Raw genomic sequence first — 15,134 nt, forward strand, 5'->3', positions numbered from 1 at the left:
CCGTCATATCTTCGGTCCTTCGGAGCTGGTAGGTGATCGGTTTCGGTATCGGTGATCGGATGATCACGCACGGCCGAGCCGACCGATCGAAACGACGATCGGGGACGACCGTACGTCCACTAATACGAGACACCCTTTTCATTATAAAGCGCTACAGGCCCGCTTAACGGCAGGCTAAGCCCTCGAGCTGCTTTTTCGCCCCGATTTCGGCTAATGCGCCGTCGAGTGGCCGGTACCGGCCCTGAGAACGACCGTCTCCGCCGCTGCAACAGTTTTATCAGCGGTATAGTAAACGGAGGGAGGCTGGAAAGGAGAAATAGCGCGTCCCGCTCCCGGGATCGCCACATGAACGACCTTCCGATCGGTCGGACCCGGTCGGCCGGCACACGAAGAAGACGGTGATGTACCTATGAATCCACCACTCAGCAATACGGAATCGCGAAGCGAGAATCGATCGAACGTGCCCGTCGTCACGGACTACTCCCAGCGGGGCCAGGAGGGAACGCTCGAGGAGCCAGCGATCGAACGCGCACGTGAGGCGACAATCTGCGTCGTCGGGCTGGGCTACGTTGGACTGCCACTCGCCGTCCGATTCGCGGAGGCCAACTTCGACGTCGTCGGCTTCGACGTCGACGAGTCGAAGGTCGAAACCCTCCAGAACGGCGTCGACACGACCGGTGACCTCACCGACGAGGCCGTCGCGGAAAGCGGGGTTTCCTACACGACCGAGGCCAGCCAGATCGCCGACGCCGACTACGTCATCATCGCGGTTCCGACGCCGGTCGACTGCGACAACCGTCCGGACTTCGACTTCGTCGAGGCCGCCGCGAGCACCGTCGGCTCGAAGATGACTGCGGGGGCGACAGTGATCCTCGAGTCGACCGTCTACCCGGGTGCGACCCGCGAGGTCATGATTCCCGCGCTCGAGGAGACCTCCGGGATGACCGCCGGCGAGGACTTCTTCGTCGGCTACTCGCCCGAACGAGCGACCCCGGGAGACGAGGAACACGGCCTCGCGGACGTCGTGAAGGTCGTCAGCGGGCAGACAGAGCAGGTACTCGAGGACGTCGCCGCCCTCTACGAGTCGGTCGTCGACGCCGGCGTCCACCGGGCCCCTTCGATCGAGGTCGCCGAGGCGAGCAAGGTCGTCGAGAACACCCAGCGGGACCTCAACATCGCCTTCGTCAACGAGCTATCGATGGCCTTCGAGCGACTCGACGTCGACACCCGAGCGGTCCTCGAGGCCGCCGGGACGAAGTGGAACTTCCACGACTACCGGCCGGGGCTCGTCGGCGGACACTGCATCCCGGTCGACCCGTACTTCCTGGCCTACCAGTCCGAGCAGGCGGGATTCACGCCGGAACTCATCCAGACGGGTCGTGCGGTCAACGAGCAGGTACCCCAGCACGTCGCCGACCTGACGATCAAGGCGCTCAACGAGTGTCAGAAGACCCTCTGTGAGAGCCGCGTTCTGGTTCTGGGCCTCTCGTACAAGGCCGGCGTAGGCGACATTCGGAGTTCGAAGATCGCGAACGTCGTCGAGAAACTCAAGGAGTACGACATCGGCATCGAAGGATACGATCCGTTCGCGGACGCCGACGCCATCCACGACGAGTTCGGGATCGACGTCCAGACCGAACTCGACTTCACCGACTTCGACGCGATCCTCCTCGGTACACCGCACGAGGAGTTCATCGAGATGGACCTCGAGCACGCCGCCGCCGAACTCAACGAGAAACCGGCACTGGTCGACGTGACGGCGGCACTCGACGAGAACGCCGTCGCTGACGCTGGCTTCGTCTACCGGAGGGTATAATGTACCGCGGACACACCATCGGCGTCATCGTGCCAGCGTACAACGAGGAAACGCACGTCGGCGGCGTCCTCGAGACGATGCCCGATTTCGTCGACCGAATCTACGCCGTCGACGACCGCTCGACCGACGACACCTGGCAGATCATCCAGGAGTACGCGGCTCGCTCGAGAGAGTCGGCCGACGAGCGGCGCGTCGATCCCGCTACCGACGAGCGACTCGAACCCCACGCCCTGCTCTCTGACGGCGGGGCGATCGGGGGGACGGAGATCGTCGCGATCCGCCACGAGGAAAATCAGGGCGCCGGTGGGGCACTCAGGACCGGATACGTCCGCGCACGCGACGACGGAATGGACGTCGTCGTCACGATGGACGCGGACGGCCAGATGGATCCCGACCAGCTCCCGAAACTGCTCGATCCGATCGTCGAGGGCGAAGCCGACTACGCGAAGGGCAACCGACTCGCCGACCGGGAGAGTCGACGGGAGATGCCGCCGTTTCGCCTGTTCGGCAACTGGGTCTTGACGCAGTTGACGAAGGTCGCCAGCGGGTACTGGAGCCTCCAGGACCCACAGAACGGGTACACGGCGATCACCAACGAGGCGCTGTCGGCGGTCGACATCGAGTCGCTGCCGGACGATCACGAGTACACCAACGACTTACTCGTCAGGCTCAACATTGCGGGGATGCGCGTCGCCGACGTCTCGATGCCGGCGAAGTACGCCGACGAGGAGAGCACCATCGACTACAAGCGATTCATCCCGATCACGTCGGTGACGCTGCTGCGTGGCTTCCTCCAGCGAATGCGAGTGCGCCTCGCCGGCAATCGTAGCGATCCGACCGTGCTCGGGTACCTGATCGGCGTCGCGTCGCTGGTCGGGGCCGTCGCGTTCGCCGTCGGCACCAGTTCGAACGCCCTCGAGGGCGAGACGTCGCTTCGCGAACTGTTCACGACCGGGCTCGCGTTCGTCGCGAGCGCGGTCGTCTTCCTGGTTGCGATGGTGATCGACGCCGGTGAGAACGAGGAGAAGGGGGTGCGTCGTTAGATGCGCGTCATCGTGACGATCCAGCACCCCGGACACGTCCACTTCTTCAAGCACGCGATCGCCGAACTCGAGTCCAACGGCCACAGCGTCCACGTCTTCGCGCGTGAGAACGAGGTCGTGACGGACTTACTCGAGTCCTACGACATCGACCACGAGATCCTGGCCGGCGAGTCGAACTCGCTGCTCTCGCTGGCGGCGGTCCAGGCGACCTACGAGGCGAAACTGCTGGCGCGAGCGCGTCGCATCAAGCCCGACGTTATCACCGCGATCGGTGGCGTCGCTGCCGCTCACGTCGCGAAACTCGTCGGTGCAAGGAGCGTCGTCTTCTACGACACTGAACACGCGACGATCATCAAGGCGCTCGCGTACCCGTTCGCCGACGTCGTCTGCACGCCGGAGTGTTACGACGGCGACATCGGTTCGAAGAAGGTCGAGTACCCGGGGTATCACGAACTCGCGTACCTCCACCCCGACCGGTTCGAACCCGATCCCGGGATCCTCGAGGAAGCCGGGCTGGAGCCCGACGACACGCTCGTCGTGATGCGCCTGAGCAGCTGGGACTCCTCACACGACATGGGACAGGGCGGCTTCGACGACCCGGTCGAGGCCGTCGAGCGACTCGAGGACGCCGGCGCCGAGGTCGTGCTCACGTCGGAGGTCCCCCTCCCCGAGGAACTCGAATCGAACCGGCTCACGACGTCGCCCGACCGGATGCACGACCTGCTCGCGTACGCCGACTGTTTCGTCGGCGAGGGCGCGACGATGGCCGCCGAGGCCGCGGTGCTCGGTACGCCGGCAGTGTACGTCAACTCGCTGTCGCTCGGGTACACGACCGAACTCGAGGAGGAGTACGGCCTCGTGTTCAACTTCAACGGCTCGGATCGCCACGCTCGCTCGCTCGAGAAGGCGATTTCGGTGATCGAGGAAGACGACGCCGAGAAGTGGGGCCGTCGACGCGAACGGCTGCTCGCCGATCGGATCGACGTGACCGACGTCATCGTCAGGGAGGTCGAAACCGTCTCCGGGACCGGCCCCGAGCGGCCGACACTCGCCGCGAACGCTAACTGACACGATATGCACGTACTACACCTCATCACCTCTACGCGTTCGTTCTTCGAACAGCAGATTTCCGTCCTCGAGGAACGTGGCGTCGAGTGCACCGTCATCGGCGTTCCCGGCGAATACACTGCCGATTCGCCGCGGACGCCCGTCGACTACCTGCGGTTTTATCCGAAGGTACTCTCGCACGTCTGGTCGGGCGAGTACGATCTGATCCACGGCCACTACGGTCTCGTCGCGCCGTTCGCGCTCGCCCAGCCGACGCGTCCGGTGGTGATGAGCCTGTGGGGAACTGACCTGATGAGCGACATGCGCTGGCTCGAGTCGATCAGCCGCTACGGCGCCCGCTTTGCGGACGCCACGATCGTTCCAAGCCCTGCGATGTCGCGCGAACTCGACACCGACCACGTCGAGATCCCGTTCGGCGTCGACACCGAGCAATTCAGTCCCGTCCCACGCGCGGACGCCCGCGAGCGCGTGGGCTGGGATCCCGACGAACGCATCGCACTCTTTCCGTACGATCCAAACAGGGATGAGAAGGACTATCCACGGGCCGAACGCATCGTCGAGCGCGCCGGCGCCGACCTCGAGTTGCGAACGGTCGACGGCGTCCCCTACGAAGAGATGCCCTACTACATGAACGCCAGCGACGTCCTCCTCGTGACCTCGAAGCGCGAGGCCGGCCCGATGGTCGTCAAGGAGGCCGCCGCCTGCAACGTGCCGGTCGTCTCGACTGACGTCGGCTTCGTCCGCGATACGATCGGCGAGGTCGACAATTGCGTCGTCAGCGACGACGAAGCCGACCTCGCCGCGGGCCTCGAGACCGTCCTCGCCGGCGACCGGCGGTCGAACGGCCGTGACGTCGTCGACGGACTGAGCCTGGACGCCATGGGCGACCGACTGCTCGAGTGCTACCGCGACGTCCTCGGACGGCGGTCCCGACCCACGGGCCAGGGTAGCGGTCTCGAGGTGACGGAGAATGCGTAACTCATCGTTCCTGTCAGGAATCCGGCCACTGCGCCTCGATACCGTCGCCGCGATCGTCGGACTCGTGCTGGCGCTGGCGATGCTTCCACTCCGATTCCTGGCGTCCCAGATCTACATCGAAACCGTGCCGATCGTCCTCGGGCTCGCCTGCGGGCTGTACCTGCTGTCGCTGTACGCCGAGACCAACAATCCGGCGATGCCGACGCTGTCGAGACCGGCCCTGATGACGCTGCCGACGCTCGTCTTGTTCGGCCTGTCCGCGCTCGTCGCGCTGTCGTTCGTACAGGGCGAGCGGACGCTCGTCTTCTTCGTGTTGTCGGGTCTCGTTGGCACGCTGTTGATCGCCCAGATCGTCTTCTCCGAGGACGAGACGTTCAATACGGGACTCGTCTTGCTCCAGATCGTCCTCTTCGCGTTCGTCTTCCGGTTTACGGCACTGTACGCCACGCCGGGGTTCATCGGCATCGACATCTGGACGCACATGGAGCTGGCCAATGCGATCTTCGAGGAGCGGTCACTGAGCGCCATTTCCGACAACAAACACTACGGCTCACCGCTGTATCACCTGCTCGTGGCGTCGAGCGCACTCGTCTTCGACGTTCCGCTGCGGGCAGCACTGTACCTGACCGTCGGCGTGGTGATGCCGCTCTCGATCCTGCTCGTCTACGCGACGGCGAACCTGCTGATCTCGCCGCGCTGGTCGGTACTCGCAGCCGGCCTGTTCGCCATGGCGAGTTACGTCGCCCAGTGGGGGATGCACCTGATCCCGACCAGCATGGGGCTCGTGTTCTTCCTCGGCGTCCTCTATGCACTGCTTCGCGTCATGCGGATCGAGTACACGATCCGGGACTTCATGTTACTCCTGGTGTTGAGCCTCGCGGTCATCCTCACCCACCAGGTGTCGACGTTCATCATGCTCGTGGTGCTCATGACCGCGTTCATCGCCCAGATCGTCTTCATGATCGGCCCATTCGGCCTCGATCGCCTCGACACGAACACGTTCCGGACGAAGAAGCCGGTCAACCTGATCGGTCTGGTCGTCTTCAACTTCGGGCTGACGATCTTCGTCTGGTCGCTCACGCCGTATCGCGAGGATTCGTTCCTGAGGACCGTTCTGAGTTTCTTCACCCAGACGATCGAGGAGAGTGCCGGCTTCCTCAACATCGCCAGCGGAACGGGAAGCGAGGAATCGGCCAGCGAAGTCGCAGCGCCGACGCTCCTCGATCAGGTCGTCCCGTACGTCGACGCGCTCGGATTCCTGATCCTGCTTGGACTGACGTTCGCGGGCTGTCTGTACGTCGTCCACCGGCGTCGGGCGGAGCAGTCGGTTTTCACCCTGTTGCTTGCGTCGGCGATCATGCTCTTCTTCGTGATGGGGCTGCCAATGTTCGGCATTCGGAACTTCATTCCGACCCGCTGGTTCGCCTTCCTCTACGCGCCGATGGCGATCCTCGGAGCCATCGCGATCCGGGTGTTCGTTCGCGACCTCGATCCTCGCCTCGCGATGGTCACCATACTTCTGGTGGTCCTGGTCTACCCCGGGGCGATGGCCTTCGCCGCCGAGAGTAACACCGAGAATCCGGTCTTCCCACAGCAACACGAACAATTGGCCTACGACGAGTCGGAACTCACGGCCGTCTCGTCGATCGGCGAGATGACCGGCTCCCCGGCCGGTTCCGAAATTCGACCTGACCAGCAACTACACACCGACCATCCGTACTTCACGGTCTTCGATCGGACGCACGCCTACTCGTCCTCGTCGTACGTGACGTTAGCCGAAGACGGCGCCGCTGACCACGACTACACGGTCTACCGGACCAGCCAGACAGAGTCCGTGGCCTACTTCGTCAACGAAGACGGTCGAGCGGAACTCAAGTCGGTCGACCGCGCACAGATCTGTCGTCCGACCCAGGCGACGGTGTACGATAGCGGCGACGTCAATTTCTGTACGCCGTCGCCAGTTTCGAACTGACGGGGCGGTCACACCGTCCGCGTGCGCCGACTTTTTACTCGAGTACGACGTCACGAACGCTCGAGTCGCTATCGACCGAGTGACTATCACTCGAGTTGCTCCCAATCAAGTGAGCGCCTACGTGTGCGTGTACGCACCCCAGATGGGAGAGCTACGCAGCCCTGCTCGAGTGAAAGCCGTCCAGGCCAGCGTGTCATCCATCTCGAGTCCGTGAGCGACGGTATGAACTGATGTGACCCGTCCACAGATCGTGCCACGAACGTTTGGACGGATTCGGACGAACTCCACACGAGACGTTCTCGGACGGTTTCAACGAACGCCACACGAGACGTGAAGCGGTTGATCGCTTCCATCTCCCTCGCCCAGTACAGGTGTCGATCTTCGGTCTGGTAGACGAACAGTGTGACCTCCTCACGTATCGGACGTCGTTGCAAGGTGGACCCGTTCGTTTCGGTGGGGCGTCTCTCGAGCATCTTACTCGTCGTCCCTCTCGCTGTGACGGACGACGACGTGCAGGGTACAGGGGCGTGAGCGGACGACTGAAGACGTGCCGGGCGTGTGTGGGCGGACGATCGAACTACGTCCGCCGGGACACCCACCGCCAGCAGTCGGCGGCGACCGGCGCCCCGTCGTACACCCACAGGACGACAGTGAGCGCCAACAGACCGAGCAGCACCGTCAACTCCTGGGGGATCTCGCCGCTGAGAAACAGCTCGAGAGATCGGTGGCCGTAGATGACGACGTGATCGAGGAAGCTCCCCTGATCGACCGCCGGGGGTGAAGCGACCGGCCACGTGACGGCTCTCGGCTTCAAGTGGCCACCCGTGAGCCACGGATAGACGATGTCCCCGGCGAGGTGGGACAGAATCGCGATCGAGAACGCAGTCGCCTGCCGGACCGATCCGCGCTCCCAGCGGTGGAGGAGTACGTACACCGCCAGGCAGACGAACGGAACCACGAAAATCGAGTGGGCGACGGAGAGCCCCGTCTGCGTGACGTCGAACGTCCAGGCCAGCGGCTTATCGACGAGATCCGGGAGCTGTGAGCCGACGGCGACCGCGAGGGTCTCAGGCCCCGACGGACTGCGTCTCCGAACGACGTTGGCATAGAGCGAGTACAGCAGGTACGCGAACAGCAAGTGCTCCCACGGCCACATTCACTCCACCACGATCGGTGCGTGCACCGCCCGGTAGGCGTTTTCGGTCGAGGGGTCGGAGGGCGGCTCACCCTCGTACAGCAGCACTGTCAGTCGGAGGTCGTCTCCTTGCATTGACGGCGTCATCTCGAGCGTCTGGTTTTGCTGTTCGCCGTCCGCGAGTGTAACAGATTCGCTCGTGAGCTGTGTCCGTTCCTGAACGGTCACGTCTGACTCCCCGTAGCTCACCCGCTCGAGAAGGACCACGGTAGTGTACGTTTGCTCCGTTCCCTCGTGGTTCGTGATCGAAACGGTCACGTCCGAGGCCTCGCCCGCTGCGTAGTTGGTCTGGTACACCGTGTCGGTATCGGCCGTGACTGGCTCGGTCTCGAACGCGAATTCAGTGTACGACTCCGAGGTCGGTGGGTTGGCGACCGCGAAACCGGTCGTTGCGACGAGGATCAGGAGTGCGAAGATGATCGCGATGTTGAACGGTCGCGGGGACACGCCGGTGGATCGGCCCGAGTGACTGAACAGGAGACCGGACGTACCGACCGTCAACGCGAATCGGCGATCTGGTGCGCATCGGTACCGTGCGACAATCGCGAAAAGCGTCAATAATCCTGTCAATCCTGCAATACCGAGGATGACCGTTTCCGGAGCAATACCCCTAGGGGCTACGCTCGCAAGAAGGGCAATCACCGGAACGAGGAAAATACTCGCAACGATTGACAAGATAATCCGCTCCGTGGACGCCAGGCCGCCAGAGACTAAAAGCGGGTTTCGAAGCCCAGTGCGGTCGATATCGAACGGTTGGTAGTCGTCGCTCGGCGCGTCCGGGAACAGTACGGCGATCAGCGCGTATCCCGGCAAGAATAACACGAGCGGCAGGGCGAATACCACTCGAGCGGCGCCTGGAACGCCGAGCAGGAGGCCGAACGAGAGGAATCCGGTCGCCGCGACGACAGCGGCTAGATCGAGAAACCACCAGTTGTTGTCGCTCATTGCTTCTCGAGAGGTTTCCCCGGTCATTTATTATCTGGACGGTAATTCTCGGGGGTCACAGGCGGAAAAAACGGGGGATGTGGCCCGGAATGTAACGTTCCAGACACTGTTTTGCTATCTTTAGCCCTTTCTCGAGACTGGCTCCTCATATGGCCAAAAAATGGTCTTGAACAGTGGCTAATACCGTCCTATTTTGAGCGAAATCAATTACAAATTGGATATTTTACATAAAGGAGATTCTGGCGGTATAGGGGCTGTAATTGCTAATTATTGGATATTAAAACGACAGAAAATGTCTGGGACGGCCCGTGAACTCAACTAAAATGAATCGTTCATCACTGGACGGTTTCTATCCTTTATTACCCGGAACTGTTTCCAGAAGACTGGTGCGATGAAGTCCGAATATATCAGCCCTGAAGAAGAGAACGAGCAGACGACTGATGGGAGCGCCGATGCTCCGGAAGAGGACGTCCCATTTTCGAAGGACGAACTCTTTCATCTACTGCAAAACGAACGTCGCCGGCTCGTGCTCGAGTATCTGCGCGATTCGGAGGGGAGCGTTCGCATGCGCGACGTTGCAGAGCAAGTCGCCGCGTGGGAACACGAGACGACCGTCGACCAGCTCACGTCCGCACAGCGCCAGCGCGTGTACATCCCGCTTTACCAGTCACACCTGTCGAAACTCGACGAGGCCGGTATTATCTCCTACCAGAAGAACCGGGGGGTCGTCGAGCGAGAGCCGCTGGCCGATTACGTCGACCAGTACCTCCAGGTTGGAGAACCGACGGACGAGGAGTCCGCAGAGCCCACCGCGAGCGGCGGGTGGGACGATTACTATCTGGGAGCGACTGCACTGTGTTACCTGGTCTTCCTGGGCGCGATCTTCGAACTGCCGTTCGTCTCGTTGCTCTCTGGCATCGGCCTGAGCGCGTTGATACTGCTGTTGTTTACGGTACTGACTGCTGGTCGATTCGTCAACTGAGTCTCCCGTTGATCGGACGACGGTCGTCTCACCGTGCTGACGACGGCCCTCCTTTCTGTGTCAGCTACGTTTTCTCGAGAACACCGTCACCTCACCGTCGCTAGTACGTTGAGAAGTTTGTCGGATGCTACGGGTAGAACGGGGTCGCCGTAACGACACCGGTCGAGACGAGAAATAGCGTCGTCGCGAGCAAGACGAGCGAGAGTAATCCGAGGACTGGTCGAGAAAACCAGACGTCTTCGGCGTGATCTTCGGTTTCTCGAACGTGTTCGATCATTCCTTTCTCGGCGTCGAATTCCAGTGCTCCTCCCGCTTCGAGTCCCGGAAGCCGTTCGTCGTAGAGGAGTTCGTGGACGTCGGCCCACGTTTCGATTGGCGGATCAGCCGGCCAGATAAGGTGGTCTGCGAGCTCGTCAACCGTGACTGGCGCTTCGAGCTCGGCGATTTCTTCGAGGAGCGCCATATCGGATTCTGGCACGAACGAGGCAGCCGATACCGGAGGAGTCGACGACGAATCCGTCGACTCGTCGGTCGCTTAATAGATTGGTACCTCGGGTGCGGGTGAAACGCTGTCGTCGGGGGTGGACTGGGTGCCCGAAGACGCGTCTCGCGACGAACGAACCCAAGACGGCGTCAGACGCATATTCCAACCAAACAAGTGATGGGTTATAAGTATTCTCCTCATTTTTGGATTCTGAACAGTACTACGAGCCCATTAGAAAGCGTTGAGGCGAGCAAAACCGAGTAATGACTCATCGGTCCGTACGTTCACCAATTCGGACACCTTCGTGAACGAATGTGTGTGAAAGACGGTGACAGAACCGTTGTTGAGAAATTTGAAACCGACTACAGAACATCTTTTGGGCTATTACTCACCGAAACAGTCCACTACTGTCACACGTACGGCCCGTTACTGGGGGAGTGGCTGCGTCGAGCGGTCGTCATTTCCGTTTTCGTCTCTCACTATCGACTTCGGGTGAAGCCACGAACGAGCACTGTCGACGTCGTCGGTCGAAGCACCGATCCATCGGTTGAGATCGTTCAGCCGTAATTTGTGTCTCGCCGGTAGCTCGTGTACGTGTTCGAGCTCGGGGAGGAGTTTTCGGTCGAGTTCGTAGTGCTCGAAGATCCACCTGCGGTCCGGCCACGGCGATTCGAACGGCTCGAGCAGGGGCGTCTTCCGGCGAATGAACCGCTCGGCCTCGTTGAGCAGCGTGACGTCGTGCGGACGATCAGGCGGGCGATGGTGGAGGAGGTCGGGATCGAGACGTTCGCAGGCCTTGAGGAAGGTCTCTGTCGTTCGGTGGGCCGGCGGCGTCTCGAGGTGCCAGCGGACGAGTTCGATGTCGGCTGCGAGGAACGACGCGAAGAAGTTGTCCGCGAGGTGATTATGAAACGGGATCGACGGCTGGTTAGCGATTCCACAGCACGTCAGCGAGTTCTGAGTCGTCACGGCGCGGTCGCCGACGGCGTCGAACTCTTCGGCGATCGCGTCCCGGACGAACGGCTCGGGATCCTCGTCGAAGGCGATGCGCTCGGCGAGGGCTTCACTCGACTCCCGGTCGTATCCGAACTTTCCGAGGAGGGAGTCGACTGGATCGGGGTCTGGATCGAGCCTGTTCCGTGGAACCTCCGTTCCGAAGAGTTCGATCGTATCTTGTGCGGTGAAGTGACCCCGGAAGAACGTATCACAGAGCAGGCCGTGATACATCGTATCGACGTTCATCTCGTCGGTGTACCCGGCGTGGTGGATGTGGAGCGACTCTTTGATCCCCTGTCCGTACCTGGTCTTCGACTCATCAGCCAGCAGGTATCGCTCGTCGGGTTCGAAGGCGACGTGGTCGGCACCGTACTGGTTCGCGACGCGCCGTGCGCCGGTAACCTCCTGGGCGGACGGCGTTCCGACCGTGTAACAGCGGTCGATGTCGGGTATCGTCGGCAGGAAGATTCGAGAGTCGTAACCGGCAGACAGGAGCAGCCCCTTCCGTCCCGGGAGGATAGACCGACGCTCCAGTGCCTGTTTCAGCCGATTAGCCAACTCTTCGACGTAATCGAACTGGTGGGGTCGGTAGACGAAGCGTTCGAACGATTCCACCCCGGATTGGGTCAGTTGGCTATCTATCGGCAGTCGCGAGAGCTCCTCGAAGGCAGCCTTTTCCCCGAGGGTCACCCCCAGGTGGAGGTACTCAAGGACGGCGTTTCGATTCACCGACGGTGCGTCGATCGTTTGGGCGACGCTGGCCGCGTCGGTCCCGAACGTTCGGACGCCCGGTTCGTCTGTATAGAAACACTCTCGAGAGCGAACCGGGTCGGTCGCCACGAAGGCGTCGTCGTCGACGGGATCGACGACGGCGAGGTAGGATCCGTTCAGCACGTCGAACGCCGCGTCGTCTTCGGAATCGTACTGCTCGAGCAGCCAGCGAGCCGCGTTGGTTTCGTCGCCGGGAACGTAGGCTTCCCCCCAGACGACACAGATACCGCGCTCGTCGGCGTAGCGGGCGCTCCAGCCGGGCGTGCCGAGACCGGGGTCTCTGATACCGACCGTGAGCTCCGTTCCCGCGAGTACGTCGTCGAACGCCTCGACCGATCGGTGTCGTTCGAACACCTCGATGCTTCCAAACACGCCGAATAGTTCCTTATTCATCGTCGAATGTCTCTCTCGAACGAACCGTCGACGGCGTCCCGACGATCGTGGTGGGGCCGTCGCGCGTTCGCCTGTGTACCTACCAGTAGCTGGCCCCGCGTCGTTTACTATGGCGTCATTAAGCATCGAGCGAGTGACGGGCTCGGTTCGAGTCGCGCCCGATTTCGGGGACTCTGGGGCCAGAACCTGCTGTGGTGGTCTGCTACGGTATCGGATGGGGGCTCGAGGGGTCTATCGCGTCTATAATAATGGGGCCGTTGCCGGTACTGCCGGGTACCAATGACGCGAGACAATACGACGCGGCGACGCTTCCTGGCCACCTCGGGTGCGGCTGCGATGGCGGCCGGGCTCGCGGGCTGTACCAATCGCCTGAACTCCGTGAGAGGTAACGGGGACGGGAACGGTAACGGGAACGATACTGGCAACGGCAACGACTCCAACGGGAGCGAGGACGGCAATGACTCCGACGGAAACGAGGACGGCAACGGCGTGCCGGCGCTCGAGACCGAGTACAACAGCCGTGAGGAGTTTCGCCAGGCGGGCGACTCCCTCGACGACTTCGAGGATCTCGGTCCGTGGGAGGTCGTACAGGGGTCGGGCGAAGCCGACGAGGAGGTCGTCTTCGATGAGTCACAGAGCTTCCATCTCACGGCGGGCGAGGACGAGAACATCGTCGTCGAACGCGAACTCTCCGACGTCGACCTGACCGACCTCGACCTGTCGTTCGCCGTGCGAACGACGACCCCGGACAAGATCACCATCAACATCCGTGTCGTCGACTCCTACGGAAGCGAGCGAGTCTACTCCCTCCGGGAGATCACCTACCGTGCACCCGACGTCGGGTGGTTCCGCTCGAGCCCCGGCGTGTTCGAGGAGAGTTCAATCGAGCCAATGATGGACGACATCGCCACCCTTCAGATCCAGGTGCTCCACTCGATGCCGGAGGCGGAGGTGTGGGTCGACGACCTGCGCGCGGTCCCGACGGCCGACACGGGGTACGTGATGCTGTCCTGGGACGACGCGTCTCTGGACTTCCTTGAGAAAGCGAGCCCACTCCACGACGAGTACGGCTTCAGTGCGGTCCAGGCCGTCGTTCCCCGGTGGTCCGAGGAGGCACGCGAGGGGATCATGTCGACCTCGCAACTCAAGGAGCGACAGGAAGCGGGTGACCAGATCGTTACCCACGGGACTCACTCTCGCATGCACGAGTACGATGACGAGGACCAACTGGACGGTCGCCTCAGGGGGGACAAGAACTGGCTCATCCAGCAGGAGTTCATGGGCGCAGATTTCATCGTCTACCCGCACAACAGCTACGACGCCACCAGCCTCGAGTACATCTCGAAGTACCACTACTGTGGCGGCTTCAACCAGGCCGGGAACGTGAACACCACGAACGTCCACGGCTTCGATCCGCTGGCGCTGCCCCGGACGATCGGTCACGACCTCGACATCGCCAAACGCTGTGTGGACCTCGCCGGCGCGTACAACCAGTGTACGATCCTGAACTTCCACGAGTTCTCCGCGAACAACACCATGCCCGAGGAGGACTACGAGGAACTGCTCGCCTACATCGACGAGTCCGACGTGGAGGTCATCACGTTCGACGAACTCTGGGAGATGCGCACGTCCGGAAACTGATTCAGCCGAATCGCCAGGAGTCACTCGTTGCGTCGTTAGCGTTTGACGACACTCGAGCGAGTACCAGTCCTTCGAGAGCGATTGTGTGAGAGGACCTAGTTCTTCGAGAACTATTGTGTGGAGGGTCCTGCTCGATAGCGAGTACTATCCCGTTCGAACGAGCCATCTCGAGGCGCCAGACCGCGCCACCTCACCACACGAGCGGAGGTGGTGCAGTCAGTCGCTCTCTTCGCGTGGAACTCAGGAACTCTCTACCGAGAGCGTGATCTCCGCGGTATCGGTTCGCCCGCCGTCGTCTTCGACGCGGAGGACGATTGGGTGGTCACCCTCGCCGCTGATCGTCACGTCGATCGTTCGTCCGGTTTTGTCGAAACTGCCCTCGTCGTAGCCGCTCCATTCGTAGCGAACGATCTCCCCCTCCGGCGCACGCGAACAGGAGGCGTCGAGTTCGACGGTATCGTCGACCGAGAGCGTCCGCTCGGCCGCGTCCTCGGGCGTCGTTCGGATTTCGGCGACCGGATCGCGACCCGGCTCACCCGCGTCGGGGTCGTCGGGTTCGGGTTCGGACTCCGGTTCGGGTTCCTCCGGATCGTCGACGTCCGGGTCCTCGATGTCGGTCTCGTCGTCTTCGTCCGCAGCGACGACCCCGTCTCCGACTAGCGACTCGACGGCCGCCAGGTGCCACTGGACGCGCGTCTCGAGGTCGATGTCGACCGAGAGCGTCTCCTCCAGATGCGGGACGGTACCTTTGCTCGCGTATTCGACGCCGGCGCCCGCCAGCGCACAGCTACCAACAGCGGTCAGTGGCGATCGGCGTGAGACGAACGCTCTCTCCATTCCGGTCCGGACT

General features: G+C 62.1%; 12 protein-coding genes. 7 read left to right on the forward strand and 5 right to left on the reverse strand.

Annotated elements, in window-relative coordinates; translation table 11 throughout:
* The first annotated feature begins 409 nt into the window (after positions 1-409).
* From ACFQS4_RS15110 to ACFQS4_RS15130, 5 genes are read left to right on the forward strand one after another with little or no spacing between them, the layout of a single operon-like run.
* Positions 410-1,816 carry a nucleotide sugar dehydrogenase gene (locus tag ACFQS4_RS15110; protein WP_500193972.1) on the forward strand — a complete coding sequence of 469 codons (1,407 nt, stop codon included), beginning with the start codon at positions 410-412 and terminating at the stop codon, positions 1,814-1,816.
* A complete protein-coding gene (locus ACFQS4_RS15115; RefSeq protein ID WP_500193974.1) occupies positions 1,816-2,859 on the forward strand; it encodes a glycosyltransferase family 2 protein in 1,044 nt (347 codons plus the stop codon). Before ACFQS4_RS15110 ends, ACFQS4_RS15115 begins: the two co-directional genes overlap by 1 nt.
* Complete coding sequence (locus tag ACFQS4_RS15120; protein WP_500193976.1) at positions 2,860-3,927, forward strand: DUF354 domain-containing protein; 1,068 nt, start codon at positions 2,860-2,862, stop codon at positions 3,925-3,927.
* A 6-nt stretch (positions 3,928-3,933) separates the two neighbouring features.
* On the forward strand, positions 3,934-4,905 hold the full coding sequence (locus ACFQS4_RS15125) for a glycosyltransferase (protein ID WP_500193978.1): 972 nt from the start codon (positions 3,934-3,936) through the stop codon (positions 4,903-4,905).
* The gene (locus tag ACFQS4_RS15130) at positions 4,898-6,877 is read left to right on the forward strand and encodes a hypothetical protein (protein WP_500193980.1); all 1,980 of its coding nucleotides are present in this window, start codon (positions 4,898-4,900) and stop codon (positions 6,875-6,877) included. The genes ACFQS4_RS15125 and ACFQS4_RS15130 overlap by 8 nt, the downstream gene beginning before the upstream one ends.
* A 577-nt stretch (positions 6,878-7,454) precedes the next feature.
* On the opposite strand, the gene ACFQS4_RS15135 is transcribed toward ACFQS4_RS15130, so the two are convergent.
* Together ACFQS4_RS15135 and ACFQS4_RS15140 are read right to left on the reverse strand one after the other, a co-directional pair.
* Positions 7,455-8,033, reverse strand: coding sequence for a metal-dependent hydrolase (locus ACFQS4_RS15135; RefSeq protein ID WP_500193983.1), 579 nt, complete (start codon positions 8,031-8,033; stop codon positions 7,455-7,457).
* Entirely contained in the window at positions 8,034-9,017 is a 984-nt protein-coding gene (locus tag ACFQS4_RS15140) for a DUF1616 domain-containing protein (RefSeq protein WP_500193985.1), read from the reverse strand.
* 391 nt (positions 9,018-9,408) lie between these two features.
* On the opposite strand from ACFQS4_RS15140, the gene ACFQS4_RS15145 reads away from it, so the two are divergent.
* A complete protein-coding gene (locus tag ACFQS4_RS15145; protein ID WP_500193988.1) occupies positions 9,409-9,999 on the forward strand; it encodes a DUF7344 domain-containing protein in 591 nt (196 codons plus the stop codon).
* 127 nt (positions 10,000-10,126) lie between these two features.
* Here the strand turns inward: ACFQS4_RS15145 and ACFQS4_RS15150 are convergent, their stop codons facing one another.
* Positions 10,127-10,462 carry a hypothetical protein gene (locus tag ACFQS4_RS15150; RefSeq protein ID WP_500193990.1) on the reverse strand — a complete coding sequence of 112 codons (336 nt, stop codon included), beginning with the start codon at positions 10,460-10,462 and terminating at the stop codon, positions 10,127-10,129.
* Between the two features lie 447 nt (positions 10,463-10,909).
* Entirely contained in the window at positions 10,910-12,643 is a 1,734-nt protein-coding gene (locus tag ACFQS4_RS15155) for a hypothetical protein (RefSeq protein ID WP_500193993.1), read from the reverse strand.
* 279 nt (positions 12,644-12,922) lie between these two features.
* Between ACFQS4_RS15155 and ACFQS4_RS15160 the strand changes: the two genes are divergently transcribed.
* The gene (locus ACFQS4_RS15160; protein ID WP_500193996.1) at positions 12,923-14,284 is read left to right on the forward strand and encodes a polysaccharide deacetylase family protein; all 1,362 of its coding nucleotides are present in this window, start codon (positions 12,923-12,925) and stop codon (positions 14,282-14,284) included.
* A 240-nt stretch (positions 14,285-14,524) separates the two neighbouring features.
* Here ACFQS4_RS15160 and ACFQS4_RS15165 read toward each other — a convergent pair whose 3' ends face one another.
* Positions 14,525-15,121 carry a PKD domain-containing protein gene (locus ACFQS4_RS15165; protein ID WP_500193998.1) on the reverse strand — a complete coding sequence of 199 codons (597 nt, stop codon included), beginning with the start codon at positions 15,119-15,121 and terminating at the stop codon, positions 14,525-14,527.
* Positions 15,122-15,134: the final 13 nt, after the last annotated feature.

The organism is Saliphagus sp. GCM10025317 (genome assembly GCF_042663665.1).
Classification (GTDB): domain Archaea; phylum Halobacteriota; class Halobacteria; order Halobacteriales; family Natrialbaceae; genus Natronosalvus.

Bases quoted from the DNA above. Each gene is read 5' to 3' on its own strand.
- ACFQS4_RS15115 (WP_500193974.1), top strand. From the start codon at position 1,816: ATGTACCGCGGACACACCATCGGCGTCATCGTGCCAGCGTACAACGAG.
- ACFQS4_RS15150 (WP_500193990.1), bottom strand. From the start codon at position 10,462: ATGGCGCTCCTCGAAGAAATCGCCGAGCTCGAAGCGCCAGTCACGGTT.
- ACFQS4_RS15130 (WP_500193980.1), top strand. From the start codon at position 4,898: ATGCGTAACTCATCGTTCCTGTCAGGAATCCGGCCACTGCGCCTCGAT.
- ACFQS4_RS15165 (WP_500193998.1), bottom strand. From the start codon at position 15,121: ATGGAGAGAGCGTTCGTCTCACGCCGATCGCCACTGACCGCTGTTGGT.
- ACFQS4_RS15145 (WP_500193988.1), top strand. From the start codon at position 9,409: ATGAAGTCCGAATATATCAGCCCTGAAGAAGAGAACGAGCAGACGACT.
- ACFQS4_RS15125 (WP_500193978.1), top strand. From the start codon at position 3,934: ATGCACGTACTACACCTCATCACCTCTACGCGTTCGTTCTTCGAACAG.
- ACFQS4_RS15140 (WP_500193985.1), bottom strand. From the start codon at position 9,017: ATGAGCGACAACAACTGGTGGTTTCTCGATCTAGCCGCTGTCGTCGCG.
- ACFQS4_RS15160 (WP_500193996.1), top strand. From the start codon at position 12,923: ATGACGCGAGACAATACGACGCGGCGACGCTTCCTGGCCACCTCGGGT.
- ACFQS4_RS15110 (WP_500193972.1), top strand. From the start codon at position 410: ATGAATCCACCACTCAGCAATACGGAATCGCGAAGCGAGAATCGATCG.
- ACFQS4_RS15120 (WP_500193976.1), top strand. From the start codon at position 2,860: ATGCGCGTCATCGTGACGATCCAGCACCCCGGACACGTCCACTTCTTC.
- ACFQS4_RS15135 (WP_500193983.1), bottom strand. From the start codon at position 8,033: ATGTGGCCGTGGGAGCACTTGCTGTTCGCGTACCTGCTGTACTCGCTC.
- ACFQS4_RS15155 (WP_500193993.1), bottom strand. From the start codon at position 12,643: ATGAATAAGGAACTATTCGGCGTGTTTGGAAGCATCGAGGTGTTCGAA.